21 protein-coding genes and 1 pseudogene are annotated in these 22,447 nt (G+C 35.1%); 18 read left to right on the forward strand and 4 right to left on the reverse strand.

All coding sequences use genetic code 11. The features are described from left to right. Positions 1 to 14: 14 nt before the first annotated feature. The gene (locus tag MKX66_RS01100; RefSeq protein ID WP_002142804.1) at positions 15 to 836 is read left to right on the forward strand and encodes an ABC transporter ATP-binding protein; all 822 of its coding nucleotides are present in this window, start codon (positions 15 to 17) and stop codon (positions 834 to 836) included. Between the two features lie 16 nt (positions 837 to 852). Next, on the forward strand, positions 853 to 1,671 hold the full coding sequence (locus MKX66_RS01105; protein WP_215590092.1) for an alpha/beta hydrolase: 819 nt from the start codon (positions 853 to 855) through the stop codon (positions 1,669 to 1,671). Positions 1,672 to 1,715: 44 nt separating this feature from the next. Here the strand turns inward: MKX66_RS01105 and MKX66_RS01110 are convergent, their stop codons facing one another. Next, the gene (locus MKX66_RS01110) at positions 1,716 to 2,405 is read right to left on the reverse strand and encodes a class I SAM-dependent methyltransferase (protein WP_341085315.1); all 690 of its coding nucleotides are present in this window, start codon (positions 2,403 to 2,405) and stop codon (positions 1,716 to 1,718) included. 87 nt (positions 2,406 to 2,492) lie between these two features. Here MKX66_RS01110 and MKX66_RS01115 point away from each other — a divergent pair. The 6 genes and pseudogenes from MKX66_RS01115 (at position 2,493) to MKX66_RS01140 (ending at position 8,298) form a co-directional block, all read left to right on the forward strand. Next, positions 2,493 to 3,553 (forward strand): annotated as a pseudogene (locus MKX66_RS01115) (helix-turn-helix transcriptional regulator). Positions 3,554 to 3,860: 307 nt separating this feature from the next. Beyond that, entirely contained in the window at positions 3,861 to 4,088 is a 228-nt protein-coding gene (locus tag MKX66_RS01120; protein WP_002014667.1) for a hypothetical protein, read from the forward strand. 292 nt (positions 4,089 to 4,380) lie between these two features. Next, on the forward strand, positions 4,381 to 4,683 hold the full coding sequence (locus MKX66_RS01125; protein WP_002014668.1) for a metal-sensing transcriptional repressor: 303 nt from the start codon (positions 4,381 to 4,383) through the stop codon (positions 4,681 to 4,683). Between the two features lie 195 nt (positions 4,684 to 4,878). After that, positions 4,879 to 5,085 carry a copper chaperone CopZ gene (gene copZ, locus MKX66_RS01130; RefSeq protein ID WP_002033654.1) on the forward strand — a complete coding sequence of 69 codons (207 nt, stop codon included), beginning with the start codon at positions 4,879 to 4,881 and terminating at the stop codon, positions 5,083 to 5,085. A gap of 94 nt (positions 5,086 to 5,179) precedes the next feature. Further along, on the forward strand, positions 5,180 to 7,600 hold the full coding sequence (locus MKX66_RS01135; protein WP_341085316.1) for a heavy metal translocating P-type ATPase: 2,421 nt from the start codon (positions 5,180 to 5,182) through the stop codon (positions 7,598 to 7,600). A 218-nt stretch (positions 7,601 to 7,818) separates the two neighbouring features. After that, entirely contained in the window at positions 7,819 to 8,298 is a 480-nt protein-coding gene (locus MKX66_RS01140) for a GNAT family N-acetyltransferase (protein WP_002142798.1), read from the forward strand. A 19-nt stretch (positions 8,299 to 8,317) separates the two neighbouring features. On the opposite strand, the gene MKX66_RS01145 is transcribed toward MKX66_RS01140, so the two are convergent. Beyond that, entirely contained in the window at positions 8,318 to 8,590 is a 273-nt protein-coding gene (locus MKX66_RS01145) for an HU family DNA-binding protein (protein WP_002033657.1), read from the reverse strand. Between the two features lie 140 nt (positions 8,591 to 8,730). Beyond that, a complete protein-coding gene (locus MKX66_RS01150) occupies positions 8,731 to 9,546 on the reverse strand; it encodes a formate/nitrite transporter family protein (protein ID WP_002014675.1) in 816 nt (271 codons plus the stop codon). Positions 9,547 to 9,742: 196 nt separating this feature from the next. Between MKX66_RS01150 and MKX66_RS01155 the strand changes: the two genes are divergently transcribed. Both MKX66_RS01155 and MKX66_RS01160 read left to right on the forward strand, forming a co-directional pair. After that, a complete protein-coding gene (locus MKX66_RS01155) occupies positions 9,743 to 10,636 on the forward strand; it encodes a metallophosphoesterase (protein WP_002033659.1) in 894 nt (297 codons plus the stop codon). A 125-nt stretch (positions 10,637 to 10,761) separates the two neighbouring features. Then, complete coding sequence (locus tag MKX66_RS01160) at positions 10,762 to 11,973, forward strand: M20 metallopeptidase family protein (protein WP_002167780.1); 1,212 nt, start codon at positions 10,762 to 10,764, stop codon at positions 11,971 to 11,973. A gap of 54 nt (positions 11,974 to 12,027) precedes the next feature. Here the strand turns inward: MKX66_RS01160 and MKX66_RS01165 are convergent, their stop codons facing one another. Continuing rightward, a complete protein-coding gene (locus tag MKX66_RS01165) occupies positions 12,028 to 13,110 on the reverse strand; it encodes a chitinase (RefSeq protein WP_341085317.1) in 1,083 nt (360 codons plus the stop codon). Positions 13,111 to 13,380: 270 nt separating this feature from the next. On the opposite strand from MKX66_RS01165, the gene gabP reads away from it, so the two are divergent. The 8 genes from gabP (at position 13,381) to entD (ending at position 22,394) form a co-directional block, all read left to right on the forward strand. Beyond that, positions 13,381 to 14,775 carry a GABA permease gene (gene gabP, locus MKX66_RS01170; protein ID WP_000360102.1) on the forward strand — a complete coding sequence of 465 codons (1,395 nt, stop codon included), beginning with the start codon at positions 13,381 to 13,383 and terminating at the stop codon, positions 14,773 to 14,775. Between the two features lie 133 nt (positions 14,776 to 14,908). Continuing rightward, positions 14,909 to 15,247, forward strand: coding sequence for a hypothetical protein (locus MKX66_RS01175; protein ID WP_078175321.1), 339 nt, complete (start codon positions 14,909 to 14,911; stop codon positions 15,245 to 15,247). Between the two features lie 317 nt (positions 15,248 to 15,564). Further along, positions 15,565 to 16,107, forward strand: coding sequence for a DUF420 domain-containing protein (locus MKX66_RS01180; RefSeq protein ID WP_000228316.1), 543 nt, complete (start codon positions 15,565 to 15,567; stop codon positions 16,105 to 16,107). Between the two features lie 119 nt (positions 16,108 to 16,226). Beyond that, a complete protein-coding gene (locus tag MKX66_RS01185; RefSeq protein ID WP_002128630.1) occupies positions 16,227 to 17,390 on the forward strand; it encodes an iron-containing alcohol dehydrogenase in 1,164 nt (387 codons plus the stop codon). A gap of 156 nt (positions 17,391 to 17,546) precedes the next feature. Further along, entirely contained in the window at positions 17,547 to 18,299 is a 753-nt protein-coding gene (locus tag MKX66_RS01190) for a DeoR/GlpR family DNA-binding transcription regulator (RefSeq protein ID WP_002128628.1), read from the forward strand. After that, positions 18,296 to 19,207, forward strand: coding sequence for a 1-phosphofructokinase (pfkB, locus tag MKX66_RS01195; protein WP_215590087.1), 912 nt, complete (start codon positions 18,296 to 18,298; stop codon positions 19,205 to 19,207). Before MKX66_RS01190 ends, pfkB begins: the two co-directional genes overlap by 4 nt. 13 nt (positions 19,208 to 19,220) lie before the next feature. Further along, positions 19,221 to 21,080, forward strand: a complete 1,860-nt coding sequence (locus MKX66_RS01200) for a PTS fructose transporter subunit IIABC (RefSeq protein ID WP_341085320.1) — start codon at positions 19,221 to 19,223, stop codon at positions 21,078 to 21,080. 348 nt (positions 21,081 to 21,428) lie between these two features. Continuing rightward, on the forward strand, positions 21,429 to 22,394 hold the full coding sequence (gene entD, locus MKX66_RS01205) for a cell wall-binding protein EntD (protein ID WP_326996555.1): 966 nt from the start codon (positions 21,429 to 21,431) through the stop codon (positions 22,392 to 22,394). Positions 22,395 to 22,447 lie beyond the last annotated feature (53 nt).

Consider the following 22,447-nt stretch of genomic DNA (forward strand, 5'->3'; position numbering starts at 1 on the left):
GAGGAGGAATAAAAGTGAGTATTTTAAGTGCAAAAAATTTAGAGACGAGTTATGAAAAGCTTACAGTGTTTCGCGATTTAAATGTGGAAATACAAGAAGGAAAAGTAACGACAATTATAGGGCCAAACGGGTGCGGTAAATCGACATTGTTAAAAACAATGGGAAGAATCTTAAAGCAAAAGAGCGGTAAAGTATATTTGCAAGGACAGGATTTAAATACAATTCCAACGAAAGAAATTGCGAAGCAGTTAGCTTTACTTCCGCAAACTCCAATTGCACCAGGAGAGCTTAAAGTAGAAGAGTTAATTTCTTATGGACGCTATCCACATCGAAATAACGTAAATAAGTTAACTTCAAAAGATAAAGAAATGATTGATTGGGCATTAGAAATAACGAAAACTTCTGAATTTAGAACGAGACAAATTGCAAATTTATCAGGTGGTCAACGACAGAAGGTATGGCTAGCGATGGCTTTAGCACAAGAGACAGAAGTGTTGCTATTAGATGAGCCAACTACATATCTTGATATGTCTCATCAATTAGATGTATTACAAATTGTGGAGAAGTTAAATAAAGAACATAATTGTACGGTCGTTATGGTATTACATGATATTAACCATGCAGCAAGGTTTTCAGATGAAATTATTGCAATGAAGGAAGGGGAAATCGTTACAACTGGTAGCCCAGAAGAAATAATTACAAATGAAGTGTTAAAAGAAGTATTTCATATTGATGCACGTGTCATGATTGATCCGTATAATGGGTCTCCTGTTTGTTTCGGTTACGATAGCGTTGTATCTCAAAAAGAGAAAGTAGAAATATATGTAACGAGTTAAGAAGGGGGGATATAAGATGAATACTACTATTGAAAAACAGCAGATTATTACATTTAATACAGAACAGTGGAAAATGTATTCAAAATTAGAAGGTAAAGAATATCAAATTCATATTTCAAAGCCGAGGCAGCCAGCACCAGAGTCAGGATATCCTGTTATATACGTATTAGATGGCAATGCCTTTTTTCAAACATTCCATGAAGCGGTTAAAATACAATCGGTAAGAGCAGAGAAAACAGGTGTTTCACCAGCTATTATAGTAGGTATTGGTTATCCAATTGAAGGGGCATTTTCAGGAGAAGAAAGATGCTATGATCTTACACCTGTCGTAATTTCAAAAGATGCCCCGTTAAAACCGGACGGTAAACCGTGGCCTAAAACAGGGGGAGCGCATAATTTCTTTACTTTTATTGAAGAAGAATTGAAACCACAAATTGAAAAGGAATTTGAGATTGATAAAGGAAAGCAAACGTTATTTGGACATTCTTTAGGTGGTCTATTTGCTTTACATATACTATTCACAAACGTAAATGCCTTTCAAAATTATTTTATAAGTAGTCCATCTATTTGGTGGAATAACCAATCCGTGCTTGAAAAAGAAAAGAATCTTATAAATGAATTAAACAATGCTAAAGTTGAAACGGGAGTATTCCTTACAGTTGGGGCATTGGAACGAGAGCATATGGTTGTAGGTGCAAACGAATTATCAGAGCGCCTTCTCCAAGTAAAACACGATCAGTTTAGATTTATGTTTTATGAAGCTGAAGGGGAGAATCATGCATCTGTTGTGCCGACTTCTTTAAGTAAAGGATTGAGATTTATTAGTCAAGTGTAGAAGACGTATATGAAAAAAGGTAAGCAATTGCTTACCTTTTTTCATTATTGTTTTATTGCTACGTATCCATCAATTAAAAAGCTTGTGAAAAAGCGATTGATTTGAGTAAATCCACATTCCTCCATGATAGCTAGTAGATTCGTTTCGGAAATAGGAAATATTTCTGTTTCAAAAGAATTTTCAAATCGGTTCCAATCTTCTAATGGAATTTGATTTTGCATCATGTGGTTGCGCCAAGCATTCAATTGTGCAGAAAACATACTTGTATGGGGTACACCATTTATTGTAGAGAGAAAGAATGGAGCACCAGGTTTTAAGCGACTACTAATTTCATTAAGAAGCTCTTTTTTCTCCTTAATAGTTGGGATGAAGTGAAGAACAAGCATACAAGTAGCAGCGTCAAATAATGGATTGGTTAATAATGAATGGACAGTTCCATGTACAAAGTGAATTTGATTTTGTATGCCTTCGCTTTCAATTCTTTTTTTAGCTAGCTGTAGCATGCTTTCAGATGGATCAACACCTGTAAAAGATAAGTTGCTATTTTGTTTGCCTATTGAGAAAATTTCTTGTCCACCACCAGCACCTATAACTAGAAAATTTGGATTCATATTTTCTTTAGGGAGTGTAGTAAACAAGAAATGATTCATCATTTCATATAGGTTGTAGTAGCCTGGGATTTTACATGGAATTCTTTGTTCATATGAATTTACGGTAGTATCATTCCAATTCATTTTTAACCTCCTAAGTATGTGTGTTATAGGTTTATTATGGAATGAAATTATGAAGGGAAACAATCCCGTAAATCTGGGGGGAAGAGGATGTATGAAAAAATAACGAAAGAAATTACAATGGTAGCGAATCGTATAAGTTCTATAAGGACATTTCAAGAGTCATTTCTCCACTTAATACGTAAAGTCATTGATTTTGACGCCGCTTGTTTTACAGCTATAGACCCAATTTCTTTTTTATCTACTGGGGCATTTACGGATGAAAGTGTTGAAAAGATTCATCCACAATTGTTTATGAATGAATTTCTAGAAGATGATTTTAATAAATTTAAATATTTATCAGAACACTATCCTCATGTTGCTTCTCTTAGTATGGTGAACAAAAGAAAAGCTCTAGATACCGAAATATTTTAAAACCAGCAAGTTTTGGAGATGAATTAAGGGGCGTTTGTATGAGTAAGGGGAACTGTTTTGGGCATCTTAGTTTATTTCGAGGGAGTACAAGTCCCGCTTTTCATATAGATAATTGTAAGTATTTGGCAATGGTAGTCCCGATTGCTGGAGAGGGTTTAAAAAAGGCATTTCCTAAACCTTTTTCAGAAGAGAAGGTAATAGGGACAGGTACGATTATATTAAGTGAGGATTTTAATTTATTATATTGGAATCAAGATGGCAGCGATTGGCTCTCAAATCTTAGAAAGTATGAACAGTTAAATATAAAAGAAATACCAAGGCCAATACGTGCGGTTTGTTCGAAAGTAAAGGCTAACGAATATAATGTAGGTTGTATGAATAGAGAAGAAAAAGTTTGTATACCTTTAGCCTATGGACATTTTTTAATCATTCGGGCCAGTAAGTTAGAACGTACAAGTAGTTTTCAGGGTGGTTATGTTGTTCTATTCGAAAGAGCAAGACCGGAAGAAATCTTTCCGCTTATTACGGAAGTGTATAGTTTTACAACACGTGAGAAGCAAGTAATACGTAAAATTCTTACAGGTATGTCGACAAAGGAATTGGCCCATGAACTTTGTATATCTATATACACGGTACAAGATCATTTAAAATCCATTTTTGAAAAGACTGGGGTAAGTAGTAGAAATGAACTCGTGTGGGAAGTTTTTTCAAGATTTTGTTTTGATGGCGATGAATAAAAATAAAATAACTCTACAAAAATCACATGAAGTACGGTGGATGAGTTGTAGAATAGGGCTGAAAAAAGGTTATGGATGAAACATTCCATAACCTTTTTTATAAGTAGAATTGTCCTTTTTGAAAGTTTTGTTTCAACTTTTCGTCTAAATAGACAAAAAGTTGTCACAATTCGGTCACAATTAGCATAAACATAAAATAGACGAAATGAACTTATTTCCAAAAAGGCTTGATTCATTCCATTCATGATTAGTAGAGCTGAAAAAGCATGGATTAAAAGTTCACTATATTCTCAAGGAGGTAGATCGTATGAAAACTATTCTTGCTATCGCTGGGTTTATTTGGGTTTTATCACATGGCATTCCAATTTATGAAGGAGAACAAATTCGCAGTGCTCTGAATAAAAATTTTAATGAATACCATATCATTGATCGGCAAGATAATGTTGTGACAGTTCGTGTAAATGACTGTTTTCATACGGTAACCGTTGAAGGAACTTCAGTAGTGAATGATACAAAAGTATGTGATCAGCAATAATTATATATAGGAAGAAAAAAGTCTCAATTTACACGTGTGAAAATTGAGACTTTTATATTTGTGGATGAATAATAAGCGGGGATGGACAATCCCTGCTTATTATTGTTTTTTTGAAAAAAAGAAAGGGTATCATATTAATTGAGACTGAGAAGCTAATGATGTGTTAAGAATAATCATAAAGCGAAAATATACTCATATGGGGTATCCTACATAGATATTTGATGATATAATTGGTATACTCATAAAAGCAATTGTTTTATTGGATGAAGAGAAACTTTAAGAAGGTGATAATATGGATCATAAGGACCATGAATCAGTAACACATAGATCAGAAAAAGAAAAAGAACAAATTATAAATAGATTAAAGAGAATTGAAGGCCAAGTCCGTGGTATTCAAAATATGATTGAAAATGATCGTTATTGCGTGGATATTTTAGTTCAAATTTCTGCGATTAATGCAGCGATGAAAAAAGTAGGAATGGGTGTCTTAAAAAATCATACGAGTCATTGTGTTTCAGGAGCTATTAAAAATGGTAATGGTGACGAAGCAATTGAAGAATTAATGACAGTATTTGAACGTTTTTCAAAAGCATAAAAGCCAAGCTAGTATTTGACTAGCTTGGCTTTTGTTTATATAGGAGAAGATATATAAATTCATAATTGGAGCAAAAAAATAAAGATTTTAGAAAAAAATAAAAATCATGATATAAAACCATTGATTACCTTAGGGGGGTATGGTAAGATGTAGTTGTGATTAATAAACAATGAATAAACAAGAGGAGGATTTTAAATGGAACAGTTAACATTAAAAGTTGAGGGTATGTCTTGTGGGCATTGTGTAAATTCTATTGAAAGTAATGTGAAAGAACTAAACGGCGTTGAACAAGTAAAAGTTCAATTAGCAGAAGGAACTGTTGAAGTTACTATCGACTCATCAGTTGTAACGTTAAAAGATATCGTTGCTGTAATTGAAGATCAAGGCTATGAAATTCAATAATAATTTTTAATATAGAAATAAATCGTACTTTATATGGAGTACGATTTATTTTGCTAAAAATTATACCTTATAAGGGTATATAGAGGTGAGAGACATGAATGAGCAAAAAGAGGCCAATCTCCAAATATCAGGCATGACATGTGCAGCCTGTGCAAATAGAATTGAAAAAGGCCTGAAAAAAGTAGAAGGTGTTCATGATGCAAATGTAAATTTTGCACTTGAAAAAACAAAAATAATGTATGATCCCCATAAAACAAATCCACAACAATTTAAGGAAAAAGTTGAGTCGCTAGGATATGGAATTGTAAGTGATAAAGCTGAGTTTACTGTTTCAGGGATGACATGCGCAGCATGTGCGAATAGAGTAGAAAAGCGTTTAAATAAGTTAGAAGGTGTGAACGGAGCGACAGTAAATTTCGCTTTGGAATCAGCTACAGTAGATTTTAATCCTGATGAAATTAATGTAAATGAAATGAAGAGTGCAATCACGAAATTAGGATATAAATTGGAAGTGAAATCAGATGAGCAAGATGGATCAACAGATCATCGCTTACAAGAAATTGAACGACAAAAGAAGAAATTTATTATTTCGTTTATTTTATCATTCCCGTTATTGTGGGCAATGGTAAGTCATTTCTCATTTACATCGTTTATTTATTTACCTGATATGCTAATGAACCCTTGGGTGCAGCTAGCTCTTGCAACTCCTGTTCAATTTATCATTGGTGGACAGTTTTATATTGGAGCGTATAAAGCGCTACGCAATAAAAGTGCAAACATGGATGTTCTTGTGGCACTTGGAACGTCCGCAGCTTATTTCTATAGTGTGTATTTAAGTATTAGGTCGATTGGTTCTTCAGAACATATGACAGATTTATATTTTGAAACGAGTGCGGTACTTATTACTTTAATTATTTTAGGTAAATTATTTGAGGCGAGAGCAAAAGGGCGTTCATCAGAAGCTATTAAAAAGTTGATGGGACTACAAGCGAAAACTGCCACAGTTGTGCGAGATGGAACAGAGATGAAAATTTTAATCGAAGAAGTGGTAGCTGGTGATGTTGTCTATGTTAAACCTGGTGAAAAAATCCCAGTAGATGGAGAAATTGTAGAAGGAAAATCAGCGATAGATGAATCGATGTTAACAGGCGAGAGTATTCCAGTTGATAAAACAATTGGGGATGTAGTAATTGGCTCTACAATGAATAAAAATGGATTTTTAAAAGTTAAAGCAACTAAGGTAGGAAGAGATACTGCATTAGCTCAAATTATTAAAGTAGTAGAAGAGGCTCAAGGTTCAAAAGCTCCTATTCAAAGGGTAGCAGATCAAATTTCAGGTATTTTCGTACCTGTTGTAGTTGTAATTGCTATTATTACATTTGCGGTGTGGATGATATTTGTTACACCTGGTGATTTTGGCGGAGCACTTGAGAAAATGATAGCAGTACTTGTTATCGCTTGTCCGTGTGCATTAGGTCTTGCAACACCTACATCTATTATGGCGGGATCAGGAAGATCAGCTGAGTATGGTATTTTATTTAAAGGTGGAGAGCATTTAGAAGCAACGCACCGATTAGATACAGTTATTCTAGATAAAACAGGTACTGTGACAAACGGGAAGCCTGTTTTAACAGATGTAATTGTAGCAGATGGATTCCATGAAGAAGAAATACTACGTTTAGTAGGTGCGGCAGAAAAAAATTCTGAACATCCACTTGCAGAAGCGATTGTAGAAGGAATTAAAGAAAAGAAAATTGATATCCCAAGTTCAGAAACGTTTGAAGCGATTCCAGGATTCGGTATCGAATCAGTCGTAGAAGGGAAACAATTATTAATTGGTACACGTCGATTAATGAAGAAATTCGATATTGATATTGAAGAAGTTTCTAAATCGATGGAAGAGCTAGAACGAGAAGGAAAAACAGCAATGCTTATTGCGATAGATAAGGAATATGCTGGAATTGTTGCTGTTGCAGATACTGTAAAGGATACTTCAAAAGCCGCAATTGCAAGACTTAAGAAAATGGGTCTAGATGTCGTTATGATTACAGGAGATAATACACAAACTGCTCAGGCAATCGCTAAGCAAGTTGGTATTGATCACGTAATTGCAGAAGTATTACCAGAAGGAAAAGCAGAAGAAGTGAAGAAACTTCAAGCTAGTGGTAAGAAAGTGGCTATGGTTGGAGATGGAATTAATGATGCTCCTGCACTTGCTACGGCGGATATCGGTATGGCAATTGGAACAGGTACGGATGTAGCGATGGAAGCGGCAGACATTACGTTAATCCGTGGTGATTTAAATAGTATTGCTGATGCAATTTTTATGAGTAAAATGACGATTAGAAATATTAAGCAAAATCTATTCTGGGCGTTAGCTTATAACGGCCTAGGAATTCCAATTGCGGCGCTCGGTTTCTTAGCTCCTTGGGTTGCAGGTGCAGCAATGGCATTTAGCTCTGTATCAGTCGTATTAAATGCATTAAGATTACAAAGAGTTAAATTGAAATCTTAAACACTTTCAGCTATAAAGCGAATTTAATATGCTTTTTTACAATAAACAATACTTTGTATGAGTATTGTTTATTGTTCGTTTAGAAGGAAAAGTCGATATAATATAGAAAGAGCAGAAGTAGAATCATATATAGTGGAAGAAACTGTTTCGAAAATAAACACGAAATAATTATCCGGATAACCGAAATAAAAGAGTTAGTTTGATAAGGAGTTTTACATATGTTTAAAGATATTAAAATTAGAACATTCCAGAAGGAGGATTTAGAGCAAGTATTACAATTGTTCTATGAAACGGTTCATACGGTGAATGCAAAAGATTATAACGAGTTACAGCTACAGGCGTGGGCCCCGGAGCGACTAGATAGAGAGAGATGGCTACAGTCTTTAGAAAAGAATATTTGTTACGTTGCTGATTATAAAGGTGTGATAGTGGGATTTGGGGATTATAATGATGATCATTACGTAGATCGCTTATTTACGCATAAAGATTATCAAGGAAAAAGGATAGCATCATACATACTACAGAAGTTAGAAAAAGAAGCAGTGAACTTGCAGCATAGGGATATGTATACAGAGGCGAGTATTACAGCAAAACCTTTCTTTGAAAGCAAAGGTTTTATTTGCATAAAGGAACAAAATAAGCAGCATAATGGTCAGATTTTTATTAATTATGTCATGAAAAAAATAGCCTTCTCATAAATGAGAAGGCTATTTTTCATTATTTTACAGCTTCTTTTAGTTCTTTACCAGCTTTAAAAGCAGGTACTTTAGAAGCTGCGATTTGCATTTCTTCACCCGTTTGTGGGTTACGGCCTGTACGAGCAGCTCTTTCACGAACTTCGAATGTACCGAATCCGATAAGTTGTACTTTTTCGCCAGCAGCTAAAGAGTTAGTGATTGATTCTACTACAGTTTGTAAAACTACAGTAGCTTCTTTTTGAGAAATCTCAGCGTTTTGTGCTACGTTTTTAATTAATTCTGTCTTATTCATGTTTTTCACCTCATATGTAAATAATGCTATTTAAGTTGTTATTATAACGTATAAAACATTCGAGAACAAGTGTACGTACATATATTCGCAAAAAAAATGAAATTTGTAATATTTTTAGGACCAATTTATAGACATTCAATTTAAGCGGATACAGATTTTTTCTTTAATGCAGTTTGCTCTTTATTGGAAGGTAGTTTTTTATTATAAGATATGAAATAAGGTAATGCTACAAATAACATACCCCCTACTAAATTTCCGAAGAAAACAAAAATGAAGTTTGGAAAATATTCAACCCAAGTTAAATGACCAGAAAAAATTGCAGCTGGGATGACAAACATATTGGCTACAACGTGTTGAAATCCAATCGCAACAAAAGTCATAACAGGGAACCAAATACCGACAATCTTTCCGATAAATTCTTTACTTCCCATACTGAGCCAAACAGCTAAACAAACGAGCCAATTACACCCGATTGCAGAAATGAAGGCTTGCAGTGGTGTATCTTGTAGTTTAGCTTGTGCAATAGAAACTGTTTTTGCTAAAAAAGCTCCCTCCGTTAAGCCGACGATATGACCAAAAAAATAAGCGACGAATATAGCACCTATGAAGTTGCTAAACGTAACAATAACTAAATTTCGTATGAAGTGAAATAAGTCGATTTTTTTGTGAAGCCATGCCATTGAAACGGTCATCATGTTGCCAGTTACTAATTCACCGCCTGCAAGGATAACGAGTATAAGACCGATAGGGAATACGGCAGCACCTAAAAAGCTAGTAAATGATCCCCAAGATTTTGGCATTGTTCCGATAACATGGATATCAAGTAAATATCCTAATGCTATGAAAGCACCACCAAAAAAACCGAGAATTAGCATAGGGAGCAATGATAAATGAGCTTTTTTTCTTCCAGAATTAGCAGCAAGTTCCGTAATTTCTTCTGGTGTAAATACAGACATGAATAACCTCTCCTTAATAGAATGATGGAATGAATAGAAGAAACATTTTAAAGAATCTATGTATGATAAAAATATGATATGATTTCTGTATAAATTTGTCAAAGTGAGTGGGGCTGAAATTGGATATAACGAACATTGTTCATGTTGTCACATTAATGTAACAATAAGGATTTAAAGTGATTTTAGAGGTGAAAACATGAATACGCATCATGTAAAAAAAGAACGAAAAAAATCAATCGTAAAGATATTTATTATTAGTTTCATAAGTATATTAATGATACCAGTAAGTTTGTATTTCTATGCGACTGAAATAGAAAGAAGACTAGTAACAGTTACGTGGAATGAAATAGAAGCTCCTACAATTCCTAAAGAGTTTAATAATAAAAAAATATTGCAGTTCTCAGATGTACATTTAGGACCAGATTTCACATTGAAACAACTAGAAAATTTGGTGGAGAAGATGAATGAATTACATCCAGATATAGTAGTTTTTACAGGAGATTTAATAGATAAGTTTGGATCCTATAGTGCGGAAAGAGAAGAAGCAAAGGTTATTTTGCAGAAAATTAAAGCTCCCCTAGGAAAATATGCTGTGTTTGGGAATCATGATAGAGGTGGGGGCGGTAGTTTATTTTACAAAAAGTATATGGAGGAAGCTGGTTTTTCTGTGTTAGTAAATGAAGTGCAGAAAATTAAAGGGGAAAACGGCAAGTATATTACAATATCAGGTTTGGATGATTTTTTATTAGGGAAGCCACAAATAGACTCGACTTTAAAAAACTTAAGACAACAAGATTTCAATATGCTATTAATACATGAGCCGGATGTTGTAGATAAAGTATCTCGTTATCCAGTCGATTTTCAAATGTCAGGACATAGTCACGGAGGACAAGTTCAAATTCCTTTTGTAGGTCCTTTAATTACTACAAAACTAGCTGAGAGTCATGTTGAAGGTATGTATGAATTAGAAGGGAAGAGTAAGCTGTTACATTTATACGTAAATCGTGGTATTGGAACGACTCGAATGCCTGTTAGATTTTTAAGTGTACCGGAACTTTCACTATTTGTATTGAAGCAAAGTAGTGACTGAAGTAGAACGTTTAATATTTTGAAGAATTAAGAGTACTTTTAAAGAAAGTTCTCTTTTTTTTATTGATTAAATACAGAATATTATGTATTTTTTATTTAAACTGTTAAAAAGAAAGGGGAATTTCTATGATAGAAACATGGCATAAAGAATTGGAAAGTTTATATAATCAAATGGTTTCGTGGCGAAGAGATTTTCATCAATACCCAGAGCTATCGTTTCAAGAAATAGAAACACCGAAAAAAATAGCTGAAATTTTAAAAAGTTTTCATATTGATGTGAAAACAGATGTCGGGGGAAGAGGGGTAATCGGCGTAATTGAAGGTGGAATACCTGGGAAGACGATGGCGCTACGTGCTGATTTTGATGCACTACCTATTCAAGATGAAAAGAAAGTTTCATATAAATCAAAGGTTCCTGGTGTAATGCACGCTTGTGGCCATGATGGACATACAGCAACACTTTTAGGAGTTGCAAAAATATTAAGTGATAACAGAGACCAACTTTCAGGAAAAATAGTCCTTATTCATCAACATGCAGAAGAGAAAGAGCCTGGCGGAGCAATTGCCATGATTGAGGATGGTTGTTTAGAAGGAGTAGATGTTGTTTTTGGTACACATTTATCTTCTCAGATGCCTTTAGGAATTGTTGGAACGAAAGCTGGAGCAATGATGGCGGCAGCTGATACTTTTGAAGTGAAGATTCAAGGGCGAGGCGGTCACGGCGGTATGCCACATCATACTGTAGATGCTATTATCGTTGCAACACAAGTTATTAATCAGTTGCAACTTTTAGTGAGTAGAAAAGTCGATCCACTTCAATCAGCAGTTTTAACAGTTGGTACATTCCATGCCGGGCAAGCCGATAATATTATTGCGGATACTGCTACGTTTACAGGAACCATTCGAACGTTAGATCCTGAAGTGAGAGAATATATGGAGAAGGAATTTAGACGAGTTGTTGAGGGGATTTGTCAGTCCCTTCATGCTGAAGTTAATATTCAATATAAACGAGGTTATCCAATATTAATAAATCATGTAGCTGAAACACGTCATTTTATGACGGTCGCGGAACACGATCTTGGCAAAGAAAGGGTCATGGAAGTACCACCTATTATGGGCGGAGAAGATTTTGCATACTACTTAGAACATGTTCCAGGAGCATTTTTCTTCACAGGTGCCGGTAATGAAGAAATAGGGGCAACATATCCACACCATCATCCTCAATTCGATTTTGATGAACGTGCGATGTTGGTTGGTGGGAAGTTGCTTTTAAGTCTTGTGAATAGTTATTCAAGAGATGGAAAAGAATTTCTTCATCATGTAGAAGTGAAAAAGTAATTTACATAGATAAAAAACAACAATAGGTCATATAAAACCTATTGTTGTTTTTTATTATTTTTGCAAGGAAAGACTATCAAAATATGTTCTATAGTTATTAGAGAATTCAAAGTTGTTTTTTGCATCCCAATTAATAGACCAAGACATTAGGCCACGGAATGCAGGATAGCCACTCTGACTTGAAAGTTTATACTTTCCTCCGAAAGGAATTCCTTTAATGATATAATCTAAAGCTTTTTTCATTTCAGTGGGGGAAATATATCCGCCACTTGGAGCGGCCGCTGGTGCTGCAGGAAGTCCAATCATGACTTGATCCGAACGAAGAGGCGGGAAAATGTTATTTGCATTACCACCTACAGGAAAACCATGTAAGAGCATATCTGCCATAGCGACTTCGTAGTCTGCAGTACCTTGATTGTAGTTATTACCGTCCATTCCAATCCCGCTACCAGCGTTGTAGTGTTGAACGTGAATGTATGTTAGTTTGTCTTTCACTCCGTAAATAATCGGTAAATATGCACCCCAGATGCTTCCATATGCGCTATAGCCGCCTTGAACATAAGCTGTTTCAGGAGCCATGCTTAATAGAAAATTTGGACCATAATGATCTGAGATTGCCCGAATAGCCGAAATAAGATTTACGATTTGAGGAGTCGTTGGGTTTTTGAAATTAGTGTCATTACCGTTTAAGTAAATTCCTGATTCAAGGTCAATATCTATTCCATCAAAACCGTATTTATCAATTAGAGATTGTATGGAATTAATAAAACGTTGCTTAGCGGCATTATCAGGAAGTAAAACGACCCCATTTTGTCCACCTATTGAAAGAACTACTTTCTTTCCTTTACTTTTTAAATAAGCAATATCTGATTTGAATTCTGCATCTGTACCATACACAGGAGAAAATTCAACAGTGGAACGATCACCACCAGTTTCACCGAAAGATACATTGAGTACATCCCATTTTGGTGAAACGTCTCTTAATTTAATAATGCCAGTACCGTTATCAAAGTTATGCCAGTATCCAACGAGTAATTTTGATCCTAAATTGTTTGCTGCTTGTGCTTGAAAGGGAGCTAGCGGTAGCAGTAAGAAAATTACTAAAGTACAACAAATGAATTTGAACTTGTTTAACATATCAACACTCCTATACAAAAAGTTGTCTAGATGTATAATCTTGTTTATTTAATGATATCTGAAAATTCTTTCTCTTGCAAGGTGACTATAATTTTCTCAACAATTGTGTATGGGAAATTATTAAACCTAATGAAATAATTTTTGAAGGAGGTCGAATTACGATTGTTAAATTCAGAATATTTTGATATATTTTAAAGTATAGGATAAGATTTTTCACATAATACTCTTACATAAATTTCAAAATTAAGTTTGGAAGGGGATGTACAAGAGTTGGATAAAAATCTTAAGAAAGACCTCAAAATACGCCACATTACAATGATTTCCATTGGTGGCGTAATAGGAGCTGGTTTGTTTGTTGGAAGTGGTGCGGTTGTGCATTCAGCAGGTCCAGGTTCTATCGTTTCATATGCATTAGCAGGACTTCTAGTTATTTTCGTTATGAGAATGCTAGGAGAAATGGCAGCTATTAATCCGACAAGTGGTTCATTTGCAACATATGCAAGAGAGGCAATTGGTCCATGGGCAGGTTATACAATTGGGTGGCTATATTGGTTTTTCTGGGTAATTGTTATTGCAATAGAAGCTACAGCAGGTGCTGGTATTATTCAATACTGGATTCCAGAAATCCCACTCTGGTTATTAAGCTTAATATTAACGATATTATTAACGTTGACGAATGTTTTCTCGGTGAAATCATTTGGAGAATTTGAATATTGGTTTTCATTTATTAAAGTAATAAGTATTGTTTTGTTCCTTTGTCTTGGACTAGCTGTTATTTTAGGATTTGTACCAGGAACGGAAGCACCTGGCACTTCGAATTTGGTAGGTCAAGGAGGATTTATGCCAAATGGTATAAGTTCGGTGTTACTTGGAATCACCGTCGTTATATTTTCATTTATGGGATCTGAGATTGTTGCAGTGGCCGCTGGAGAGTCTGCCGAACCTGTAAAGGCAGTCAAAACAGCAACAAATAGTGTAATTTGGCGTATTCTCGTATTTTTCATTGGATCGATCGCTGTAGTTGTTACACTCCTTCCGTGGAATTCGGCGAACATACTAAAAAGCCCATTTGTGGCGGTACTGGAACATATAGGGATACCAGCGGCAGCGCAAATTATGAATTTTATCGTTTTAACAGCTGTACTTTCTTGTTTAAATTCGGGTTTATATACGAACTCAAGAATGCTTTTTTCAATGGCAGAAAGAGGAGATGCGCCAAAGGCATTTTTGAAATTGAATAGTAGTGGTGTTCCAGTTCGGGCGGTTTTATTTGGAACTTTCTTTGCTTACATTGGAGTTGTTTTTAGTTACATATCTCCAGATAAAGTATTTTTATTTTTAGTGAATGCATCTGGCGGGATTGCGTTACTCGTTTATCTCGTTATAGCAGTTTCACATTTCAAGATACGTAAAAAAATGGGGAAAGCGGAACAACAAAATTTGAAAGTGAAAATGTGGCTTTTTCCATATGTAACATATGTTACAATTGCTGCGATTATAGCAGTTTTAGTTGCCATGCTCGCAATTGAATCTTTACGTTCACAAGCGCTTTTAACAATGCTTGTTACTGTTCTTATAATAATTTCTTATTTTATTTTTAATAGAAATAAAAATAGTACATTGTTGAATCCTAAAAGTAAGAATGAGGAATCTGTTCGATTCTAATTTCTTGTTTTAGAAGAGAGTTACACCCAATCATTGCTATAAAAGAATCATATATAATCATAGAAACAAGTAATTACTATTGTCATAGTGAATATAAACTTTTTTCTTGACTTTTTATATGAAGGCGAGCAAAATGGTAAAAAAGGAAGGGGGGATGACGATGGAAGAGTACGTATTAGAGCTGTATAACTTTTTATATACGACAGAATGGCAAGATATTGTTTCATTTCTAGGAATAATGTTTTGTATGAAAATTGTAATTGTATATATGGAAGAGCAAGGTATGTTCTATTCCTTCTCATCTCCGTTCGATGTGCAGCGCGAGCCGTTGCCAAACTATGCCAAGGTAAATTACGAACAATTTCCTTTTGTGATTTTCTTTATGATTCGATTTATAACAGCAATTGTAAAGAAAAAGGAAAGTGACGATGAAGAGTGCCACTCAACTTGTAATATAGCGACTGCTTTTTAAGCTAAATACAAGGAGGAGATTTATATGTGGTTTCGATTTCTTATGATTGGTTTCTTTTCATTAACAGCAATTTCATTAATGGGATATCAAGTGTCTGAAATATATCAAGCGTATAGCAGTACGTTTTTTAACAAAAACTAATTACATTGCTATTTAAATAATAAAGCGATAAAATCCTTCTTAAGAAGTTTTATTAAGAAGGATTTTTTTCTTTGCTTTGTCTTACTGTGTCAAACTATTGTCACATTTACACTGTGAATAATATGTTAAAATAGTGAGGTTACGTATACATATTTGAAGGAAGAGGAGTGACCATTTTGGTAGATCAATCAACGAATCAGAAAAGCTATGCTCCTATTGTGATAACGCTTTCTGTAATTGTAAATGCGATTATTTTATTTTTGTTCTTTGGACCTGTTGGCTATGAAGGAGAAGTACATTTTGATGTAACAATTTTACCAATGTTAAATGCAATTTTTAATAGCTTTACGTTCGTATTCTTATTAGCAGCTTTATACTCTATTATTAAGAAGAATGTGAAAATGCACCGTGGTTTCATCCTAGCAGCATTTACAACGACGTTGCTATTTTGTGTTTCTTATTTATCGTATCATTACTTGGCGCCGGCAACACATTTTGGTGGGGAAGGATTCATTAAATATGTGTACTTCATTATTTTAATTACACATATTATCCTGGCAGCTATTATTGTACCACTTGCATTGTTTGCACTTGTGTTTGGTTTTACGAATCAATTAACACGTCACCGTAAAATTGTACGTTGGACGATGCCGATTTGGTTATATGTAAGTTTATCTGGTGTTATTGTTTACTTAATGATCTCACCTTATTATCAATAAAAAAAATCTCAGCCTGTAGGCTGGGATTTTTTTTATTAGGCAAATATTTTTGTGAAATGAAAAAATTGTGGTATACAAAAGTATAGTTGCTTTTTATATAGAAGGGATGGTAAAGATATATGCAAAATTTTGTATTTCGTAATCCGACAAAACTTATTTTTGGTAAAGGACAGTTAGAGCAGTTAAAAACGGAAATTCCACAATTCGGTAAAAAAGTTCTTCTCGTGTATGGAGGAGGCAGCATTAAAAGAAATGGTATTTATGATAATGTGATTTCTATTTTAAAGGATATAAATGCGGAAGTATTTGAGTTGACAGGAGTTGAACCGAATCCTCGTTTATCAACAGTAAAGAAAGGGATTCAAATTTGTAAAGACAATGGAGTCGAATTTATTTTAGCGGTTGGCGGAGGAAGTGTAATCGACTGTACGAAGGCGATTGCTGCTGGTAGTAAATATGATGGAGATGTATGGGATATTGTAACGAAAAAATCATTTGCTAGCGAGGCGTTACCGTTCGGTACTGTACTCACTCTTGCGGCAACAGGTTCTGAAATGAATGCAGGATCTGTAATTACAAACTGGGAAACGAATGAAAAGTACGGCTGGGGCAGTCCAGTTACATTCCCTCAGTTTTCAATTTTAGATCCACTACATACTTCGTCTGTGCCGAGAGATCAAACGATTTATGGTATGGTCGATATTATGTCGCACGTATTAGAGCAATATTTCCATCACGGCATGAATACAGAATTACAAGATCGTTATTGTGAATCTGTTTTAAGAACAGTAATTGAAACAGCTCCTAAGCTTTTAAGTGATCTAGAAAATTATGAGCATAGGGAAACAATTTTATATTGCGGTACTATGGCGTTAAACGGCATTTTAGCGATGGGAGTAAAAGGAGATTGGGCAACTCATAATATTGAGCATGCAGTTTCTGCTGTTCATGACATACCGCATGGGGGCGGACTCGCGATTCTATTCCCAAATTGGATGAAGCATGTTATAGATGAAAATGTGAGTCGCTTTAAACAGTTCGCTATTCGTGTATTCGATGTAGAAACAGATGGGAAGACAGATAAAGAGGTTGCATTAGAGGGAATTGAGGCGTTACGTCAATTTTGGACTTCAATTGAAGCTCCAGTAACATTAGCTGATTACGCTATTAGAGAAAGTGAAATTGACTTAATGGCGGATAAAGCGATGGCTTATGGTGAATTCGGTAACTTTAAAAAATTAAATAAAGATGATGTTCTTGCAATTTATAAAGCTTCTTTATAAGTGAAGCGAGAGAAGAAACCTATTTGATTGTTGTATCAAATAGGTTTCTTTTTTTGTTTATAACCGGTTTTGATTGATAGTGATTATTTTTGACTGTTTATGGTTGATTTTTGTGATCGTTTTCATTATACTGTAATCAAAGAAGAGGTGAATAAAATGTTAACTCCTGAACGTCATCAAATGATATTGCAACTTGTAAAAGAGCAGAAGGTTGTTAAATTACAACAATTAGTTGAAAGAACAGAAAGCTCTGAATCGACAATTCGTCGTGATTTAGCACAATTAGAAAAACAAAGGTTATTAAAAAGAGTTCATGGTGGTGCCTCTGTTTTAACAGGAAAAGGACAGGAGCCAACGATGATTGAAAAATCATCCAAAAACATTCAAATAAAACAACAAATTGCCAAGTATGCGGCTAGTATTGTTGAACAAGGGGATTGCGTTTATTTAGATGCAGGAAGTACAACATTTGAAATGATTCCATTTTTAATAAATAAAGATGTTACTGTCGTAACGAATGGACTTATGCATATTGAAGCTTTAGTTGAAAATAATATTCGTGCGTATTTACTAGGCGGGATGATGAAGAGTAGGACGAAAGCTTTAATTGGTGCTATGGCACAGGAAAGTATGCAAAAGTACCGTTTTGATAAATGTTTCTTAGGAGCAAATGGTGTACATGAACAGCTTGGTTTTACAACTCCAGATCCAGAAGAGGCACTTTTAAAACAAATGGCATTAACATTTGCGAACGAAGGATATTTCTTAATTGATGAAAGTAAGTTCTCAGAAGTTGCATTTGCGAAAATTGCCAATGTTGAAGAAGCGAATATTATTACAAACCATTTAGAAATTGATTTAGAAAAATATAAAAGACAAACCAATGTAATTGAGGCTGATAAACAATGATCTATACAGTTACTTTAAACCCATCTATTGATTATGTAGTACAAGTTAATTCCTTCGATTTAGGCGCAGTAAATCGAGCAGAGAAAGATATGAAATTTCCTGGAGGGAAAGGCATTAACGTTTCTCGTGTTCTTCATCGTTTAGGTGTTGAAAATGTAGCGCTTGGATTTACTGGTGGATTTACCGGTCGATTTATTAAAGATGTATTACAGGCGGAAGGTGTAACAACAAACTTCGTCCAAGTAGACGGTGATTCCCGAATTAATGTGAAAATAAAAGGGCAAGAAGAGACAGAATTAAATGGGCAAGGTCCTAATGTGACAAATGAACAATTTGAACAATTAATGAAACAAATCGAAAGTATGAGGCAGGGAGATTGTGTTGTACTAGCTGGAAGTGTACCGGCGTCTATCTCAACTACTTTTTATGAATCAATCGCAGCGCTCGGAGCTGAGAAAGGTATTCGTGTAGTAGTCGATGCAAGTGGAAGTGCGCTGCAGCATGTAATTAAAAATAAACCATTTTTAATAAAGCCTAATCATCATGAACTTGGTGAGTTATTCGGAGTAGAGATTTCAACAGTAGAAGATGTTTTACCGTTTGGAAGAAAATTAGTTGAACAAGGTGTAGAGCATGTTATCGTATCAATGGCTGGAGATGGGGCTTTATTATTTACGGCACAAGGTATATATGAAGCAACTGTTCCAAAAGGTGTTGTAATTAATTCGGTTGGGGCCGGAGATTCTCTCGTTGCAGGATTTGTAGGTAAATATGAACAGACAAAAGATATTGAAAAGGCATTTCAATATGGCGTTGCAACAGGGAGTGCAACAGCATTTTCAGCTGATTTATGTGAAAAAGAAAAAGTAGAAGAATTATTGTCGCAAGTAATGGTAACTAAGCGATAGGGGGAAGTAACATATGAAAATTACAGAACTATTAAAAAGGGATACAGTTATTATGAACTTGACAGCTTCAAATAAAGAAGCTGTCATAGATGAATTAGTTGAGAAATTAGACGGAGCAAATCGTTTAAATAGTAAAGCTGAATTTAAAGAAGCTATTTTAAAGCGGGAGTCACAAAGTACAACTGGCATAGGGGAAGGGATTGCTATACCTCATGCGAAGACGAATGCCGTTAAACAACCATCGATTTGTTTTGGTAGAAGTGTAAGCGGTATCAACTATGAGTCGCTTGATGGACAGCCTGCACATCTGTTTTTTATGATTGCTGCGAGTGAAGGGGCGAATAATACTCATTTAGAAACGTTATCTCGTCTCTCTACGTTATTGATGGATGAAGGGTTCCGCAAGCAATTATTAGAAGCAAAGGATGAGGATGAGCTTCTCCGTTTATTTGATGAAAAAGAGAATGAAAAAGAAGACGAAGAAGTTGAAGTAGCAAAGCCGGAAGGGAATGAGCCATACGTATTAGCTGTTACAGCTTGTCCGACTGGTATCGCTCACACATATATGGCTGCGGATAGTTTGAAAGCAAAAGCAGCAGAGTTAGGAATAGCGATTAAAGTTGAAACGAATGGATCAACAGGTGTTAAAAACGATTTAACGAAAGAGGACATTGAACGCGCAACGGCTATTATTGTAGCTGCAGATAAACAAGTAGAAATGAATCGTTTTGCTGGGAAGCATGTCATTCAAGTACCAGTCGCCGATGGGATTAGAAAAACTGAAATCCTTCTTAATCGAGCTATAAAACAAGATGCACCAATCTTTAAAGGGGTAAAAGAGGATGGGAAGGCAGAAAATGTAGAGAAAGAAAAAGGGCTAGGAATTTATAAGCATTTAATGAGCGGTGTAAGTAATATGCTTCCGTTCGTTGTTGGTGGTGGAATTTTAATTGCACTAGCGTTTTCGTTTGGTGGTATAAAAGCGGAAGGTCCTTTAGCTGAATTGTTCATGTCTATTGGGGGAGGAGAAACAGGTGCGTTTTTATTCCTTGTACCAATCTTAGCTGGATTTATTGCGAGTTCTATTGCTGATCGTCCTGGTTTTATGCCTGGTGTTGTAGGTGGGTTTTTAGCAGCACAAGCGAATGCGGGATTTTTAGGTGGATTAATTGCTGGTTTCTTAGCTGGATATGTTGTTTTAGGATTGAAAAGATTATTTTCAGGATTACCAGTACAGTTAGAAGGAATTAAACCTGTTTTGTTATATCCAGTCTTTGGATTGTTGATTACAGGAGTTGGTATGCAAAAAGTAGTAAATCCGCCTGTAGTAGCATTAAATGAAATGTTAACAGGATGGTTAAATGGTTTGAACGGTACGAATGCTATATTATTAGGACTTATTTTAGGCGGTATGATGGCAATTGATATGGGTGGTCCAATTAATAAAGCGGCATTTACATTTGGTATTGCTGCAATAGAAGCACAGAATTTTGGAGTGCACTCAGCAGTTATGGCTGGTGGTATGGTACCACCACTTGCGATTGCATTCGCAACCACATTCTTTAAAACAAAATTTACAGAAGCAGAACGTAAATCTGGTTTAACAAATTATATTATGGGAGCATCATTTATTACAGAAGGTGCGATTCCATTTGCAGCTGCCGATCCGGTTCGAGTAATAGTAAGCTGTGTTGTTGGTTCAAGTATCGCGGGTGCCTTATCTATGTTATTCCAAATTACATTGCCGGCACCGCATGGTGGATTGTTTGTTATCGCATTAGTGAATAAACCGTTGCTATACATTTTCTCTATATTAATTGGGACGATTGTTTCAGCTATTATGATAGGTGTTTGGAAGAAGAAAGTTAAATAAAAGATAAAAAGGGACAGCTAATAGGAGTTGTTCCTTTTTCGTTACAAAAAGTAATTTAATAATTGGATTATGATGGATTTTGGTAAAAGATGTAATGAAAAGTGGTTTTTTTGTAACAAAAAAGTAATACTGTAATTTTTTCTGGAAAAAAATTCTTATACTAATTTGTGAGAAATATATGAAAACTATTGCTAATTTTGGTAGAAATACAATTCTTTAATATGGAAATTTATGTTACAAATCATTAATCGTTTATTACGAATGCTTTGTAATTGTGTGATTTTCGAAATTCTACAAAAAACTGTTGCTATAATGAGAACACGAAAACAAAGCAAATGGAGGCTATTCATGAAAAAATTATTAGGTATAGCAACAGCAGCAGTTTTTGGTCTTGGGATTTTTGTAGGTTCTGCTAAAGCGGAAACGATTGTAACAACAGATGTATTAAACGTTAGAGAAAACCCAACTGTAGAATCAAAACTTGTAGGTAAAATGTTAAGTGGAAATAAATTAGATGTTATAAATACAGAAAACGGATGGTCCAAAATTAAATTAGATGGTAAAGAAGCTTTTGTAAGTGCTGAGTTTACGAAAAGTTCTTATTATGTAACAGCAAACGTATTAAACATTCGTGCTGGAGCGAATACTGATTCAGAGATTCTTGGCACGCTTAAAAAAGATGACTTGATTGAAACGACAAATCAAGTACAAAACGAATGGTTACAATTCGAATATGGCGGGAAAGCGGCGTATGTTCACATACCATTTTTAACAGGTACAGCACCTGTTATTGAAAGAAAAGAAGTTCCAGCTCAAGATGAAGCGCCAACTAAGGTGAAAACGGCGGTTAAAAATGATACATCAGTTAAGGTGAAAGCGCCGGCTAAAAATGATACGGTAGTTAACGGAAAGGAATCAGTTAAAAGTGGAGCATCAAGTAAACCAGTAGCGCAAGCGAAGCCGGCAACTAAGCCAGTGGCGAAATCTACTGAAACAAGTGAACCTGCTGGTCGTGAAATAACAGTAGAAGCGACAGCTTACACAGCTCACCCGAGTGAAAATGGCACATATGGTGGTCGTGTGTTAACTGCGATGGGGCATGATTTAACAGCGAATCCAAATATGAAAGTTATTGCTGTTGATCCGAAAGTAATTCCTCTCGGATCAAAAGTGTGGGTGGAAGGATATGGAGAAGCAATTGCTGGAGATACTGGTGGCGCGATTAAAGGAAACCGTATTGATGTTTTAGTTGGTTCAGATAGCACTGCTGATAGTTGGGGGCGTAAATCCGTTAAAGTGAAAGTTATAAAATAATTTATTAAAATAAAAAACGGCTGCTTGAAAATGTCTAAGCGGCCGCTTTTTTT

Origin of the sequence: Bacillus sp. FSL R9-9530 (assembly GCF_038008145.1) — a bacterium.
Lineage (GTDB): Bacteria > Bacillota > Bacilli > Bacillales > Bacillaceae_G > Bacillus_A > Bacillus_A mycoides.

Coding starts and splice junctions, on each gene's coding strand:
- MKX66_RS01110 (WP_341085315.1), bottom strand. CDS start 2,405: ATGAATTGGAATGATACTACCGTAAATTCATATGAACAAAGAATTCCA.
- MKX66_RS01160 (WP_002167780.1), top strand. CDS start 10,762: ATGATAGAAACATGGCATAAAGAATTGGAAAGTTTATATAATCAAATG.
- MKX66_RS01140 (WP_002142798.1), top strand. CDS start 7,819: ATGTTTAAAGATATTAAAATTAGAACATTCCAGAAGGAGGATTTAGAG.
- MKX66_RS01200 (WP_341085320.1), top strand. CDS start 19,221: ATGAAAATTACAGAACTATTAAAAAGGGATACAGTTATTATGAACTTG.
- MKX66_RS01135 (WP_341085316.1), top strand. CDS start 5,180: ATGAATGAGCAAAAAGAGGCCAATCTCCAAATATCAGGCATGACATGT.
- MKX66_RS01125 (WP_002014668.1), top strand. CDS start 4,381: ATGGATCATAAGGACCATGAATCAGTAACACATAGATCAGAAAAAGAA.
- entD (WP_326996555.1), top strand. CDS start 21,429: ATGAAAAAATTATTAGGTATAGCAACAGCAGCAGTTTTTGGTCTTGGG.
- MKX66_RS01165 (WP_341085317.1), bottom strand. CDS start 13,110: ATGTTAAACAAGTTCAAATTCATTTGTTGTACTTTAGTAATTTTCTTA.
- MKX66_RS01150 (WP_002014675.1), bottom strand. CDS start 9,546: ATGTCTGTATTTACACCAGAAGAAATTACGGAACTTGCTGCTAATTCT.
- MKX66_RS01120 (WP_002014667.1), top strand. CDS start 3,861: ATGAAAACTATTCTTGCTATCGCTGGGTTTATTTGGGTTTTATCACAT.
- MKX66_RS01175 (WP_078175321.1), top strand. CDS start 14,909: ATGGTAAAAAAGGAAGGGGGGATGACGATGGAAGAGTACGTATTAGAG.
- MKX66_RS01155 (WP_002033659.1), top strand. CDS start 9,743: ATGAATACGCATCATGTAAAAAAAGAACGAAAAAAATCAATCGTAAAG.
- copZ (WP_002033654.1), top strand. CDS start 4,879: ATGGAACAGTTAACATTAAAAGTTGAGGGTATGTCTTGTGGGCATTGT.
- MKX66_RS01145 (WP_002033657.1), bottom strand. CDS start 8,590: ATGAATAAGACAGAATTAATTAAAAACGTAGCACAAAACGCTGAGATT.
- MKX66_RS01190 (WP_002128628.1), top strand. CDS start 17,547: ATGTTAACTCCTGAACGTCATCAAATGATATTGCAACTTGTAAAAGAG.
- MKX66_RS01185 (WP_002128630.1), top strand. CDS start 16,227: ATGCAAAATTTTGTATTTCGTAATCCGACAAAACTTATTTTTGGTAAA.
- MKX66_RS01105 (WP_215590092.1), top strand. CDS start 853: ATGAATACTACTATTGAAAAACAGCAGATTATTACATTTAATACAGAA.
- pfkB (WP_215590087.1), top strand. CDS start 18,296: ATGATCTATACAGTTACTTTAAACCCATCTATTGATTATGTAGTACAA.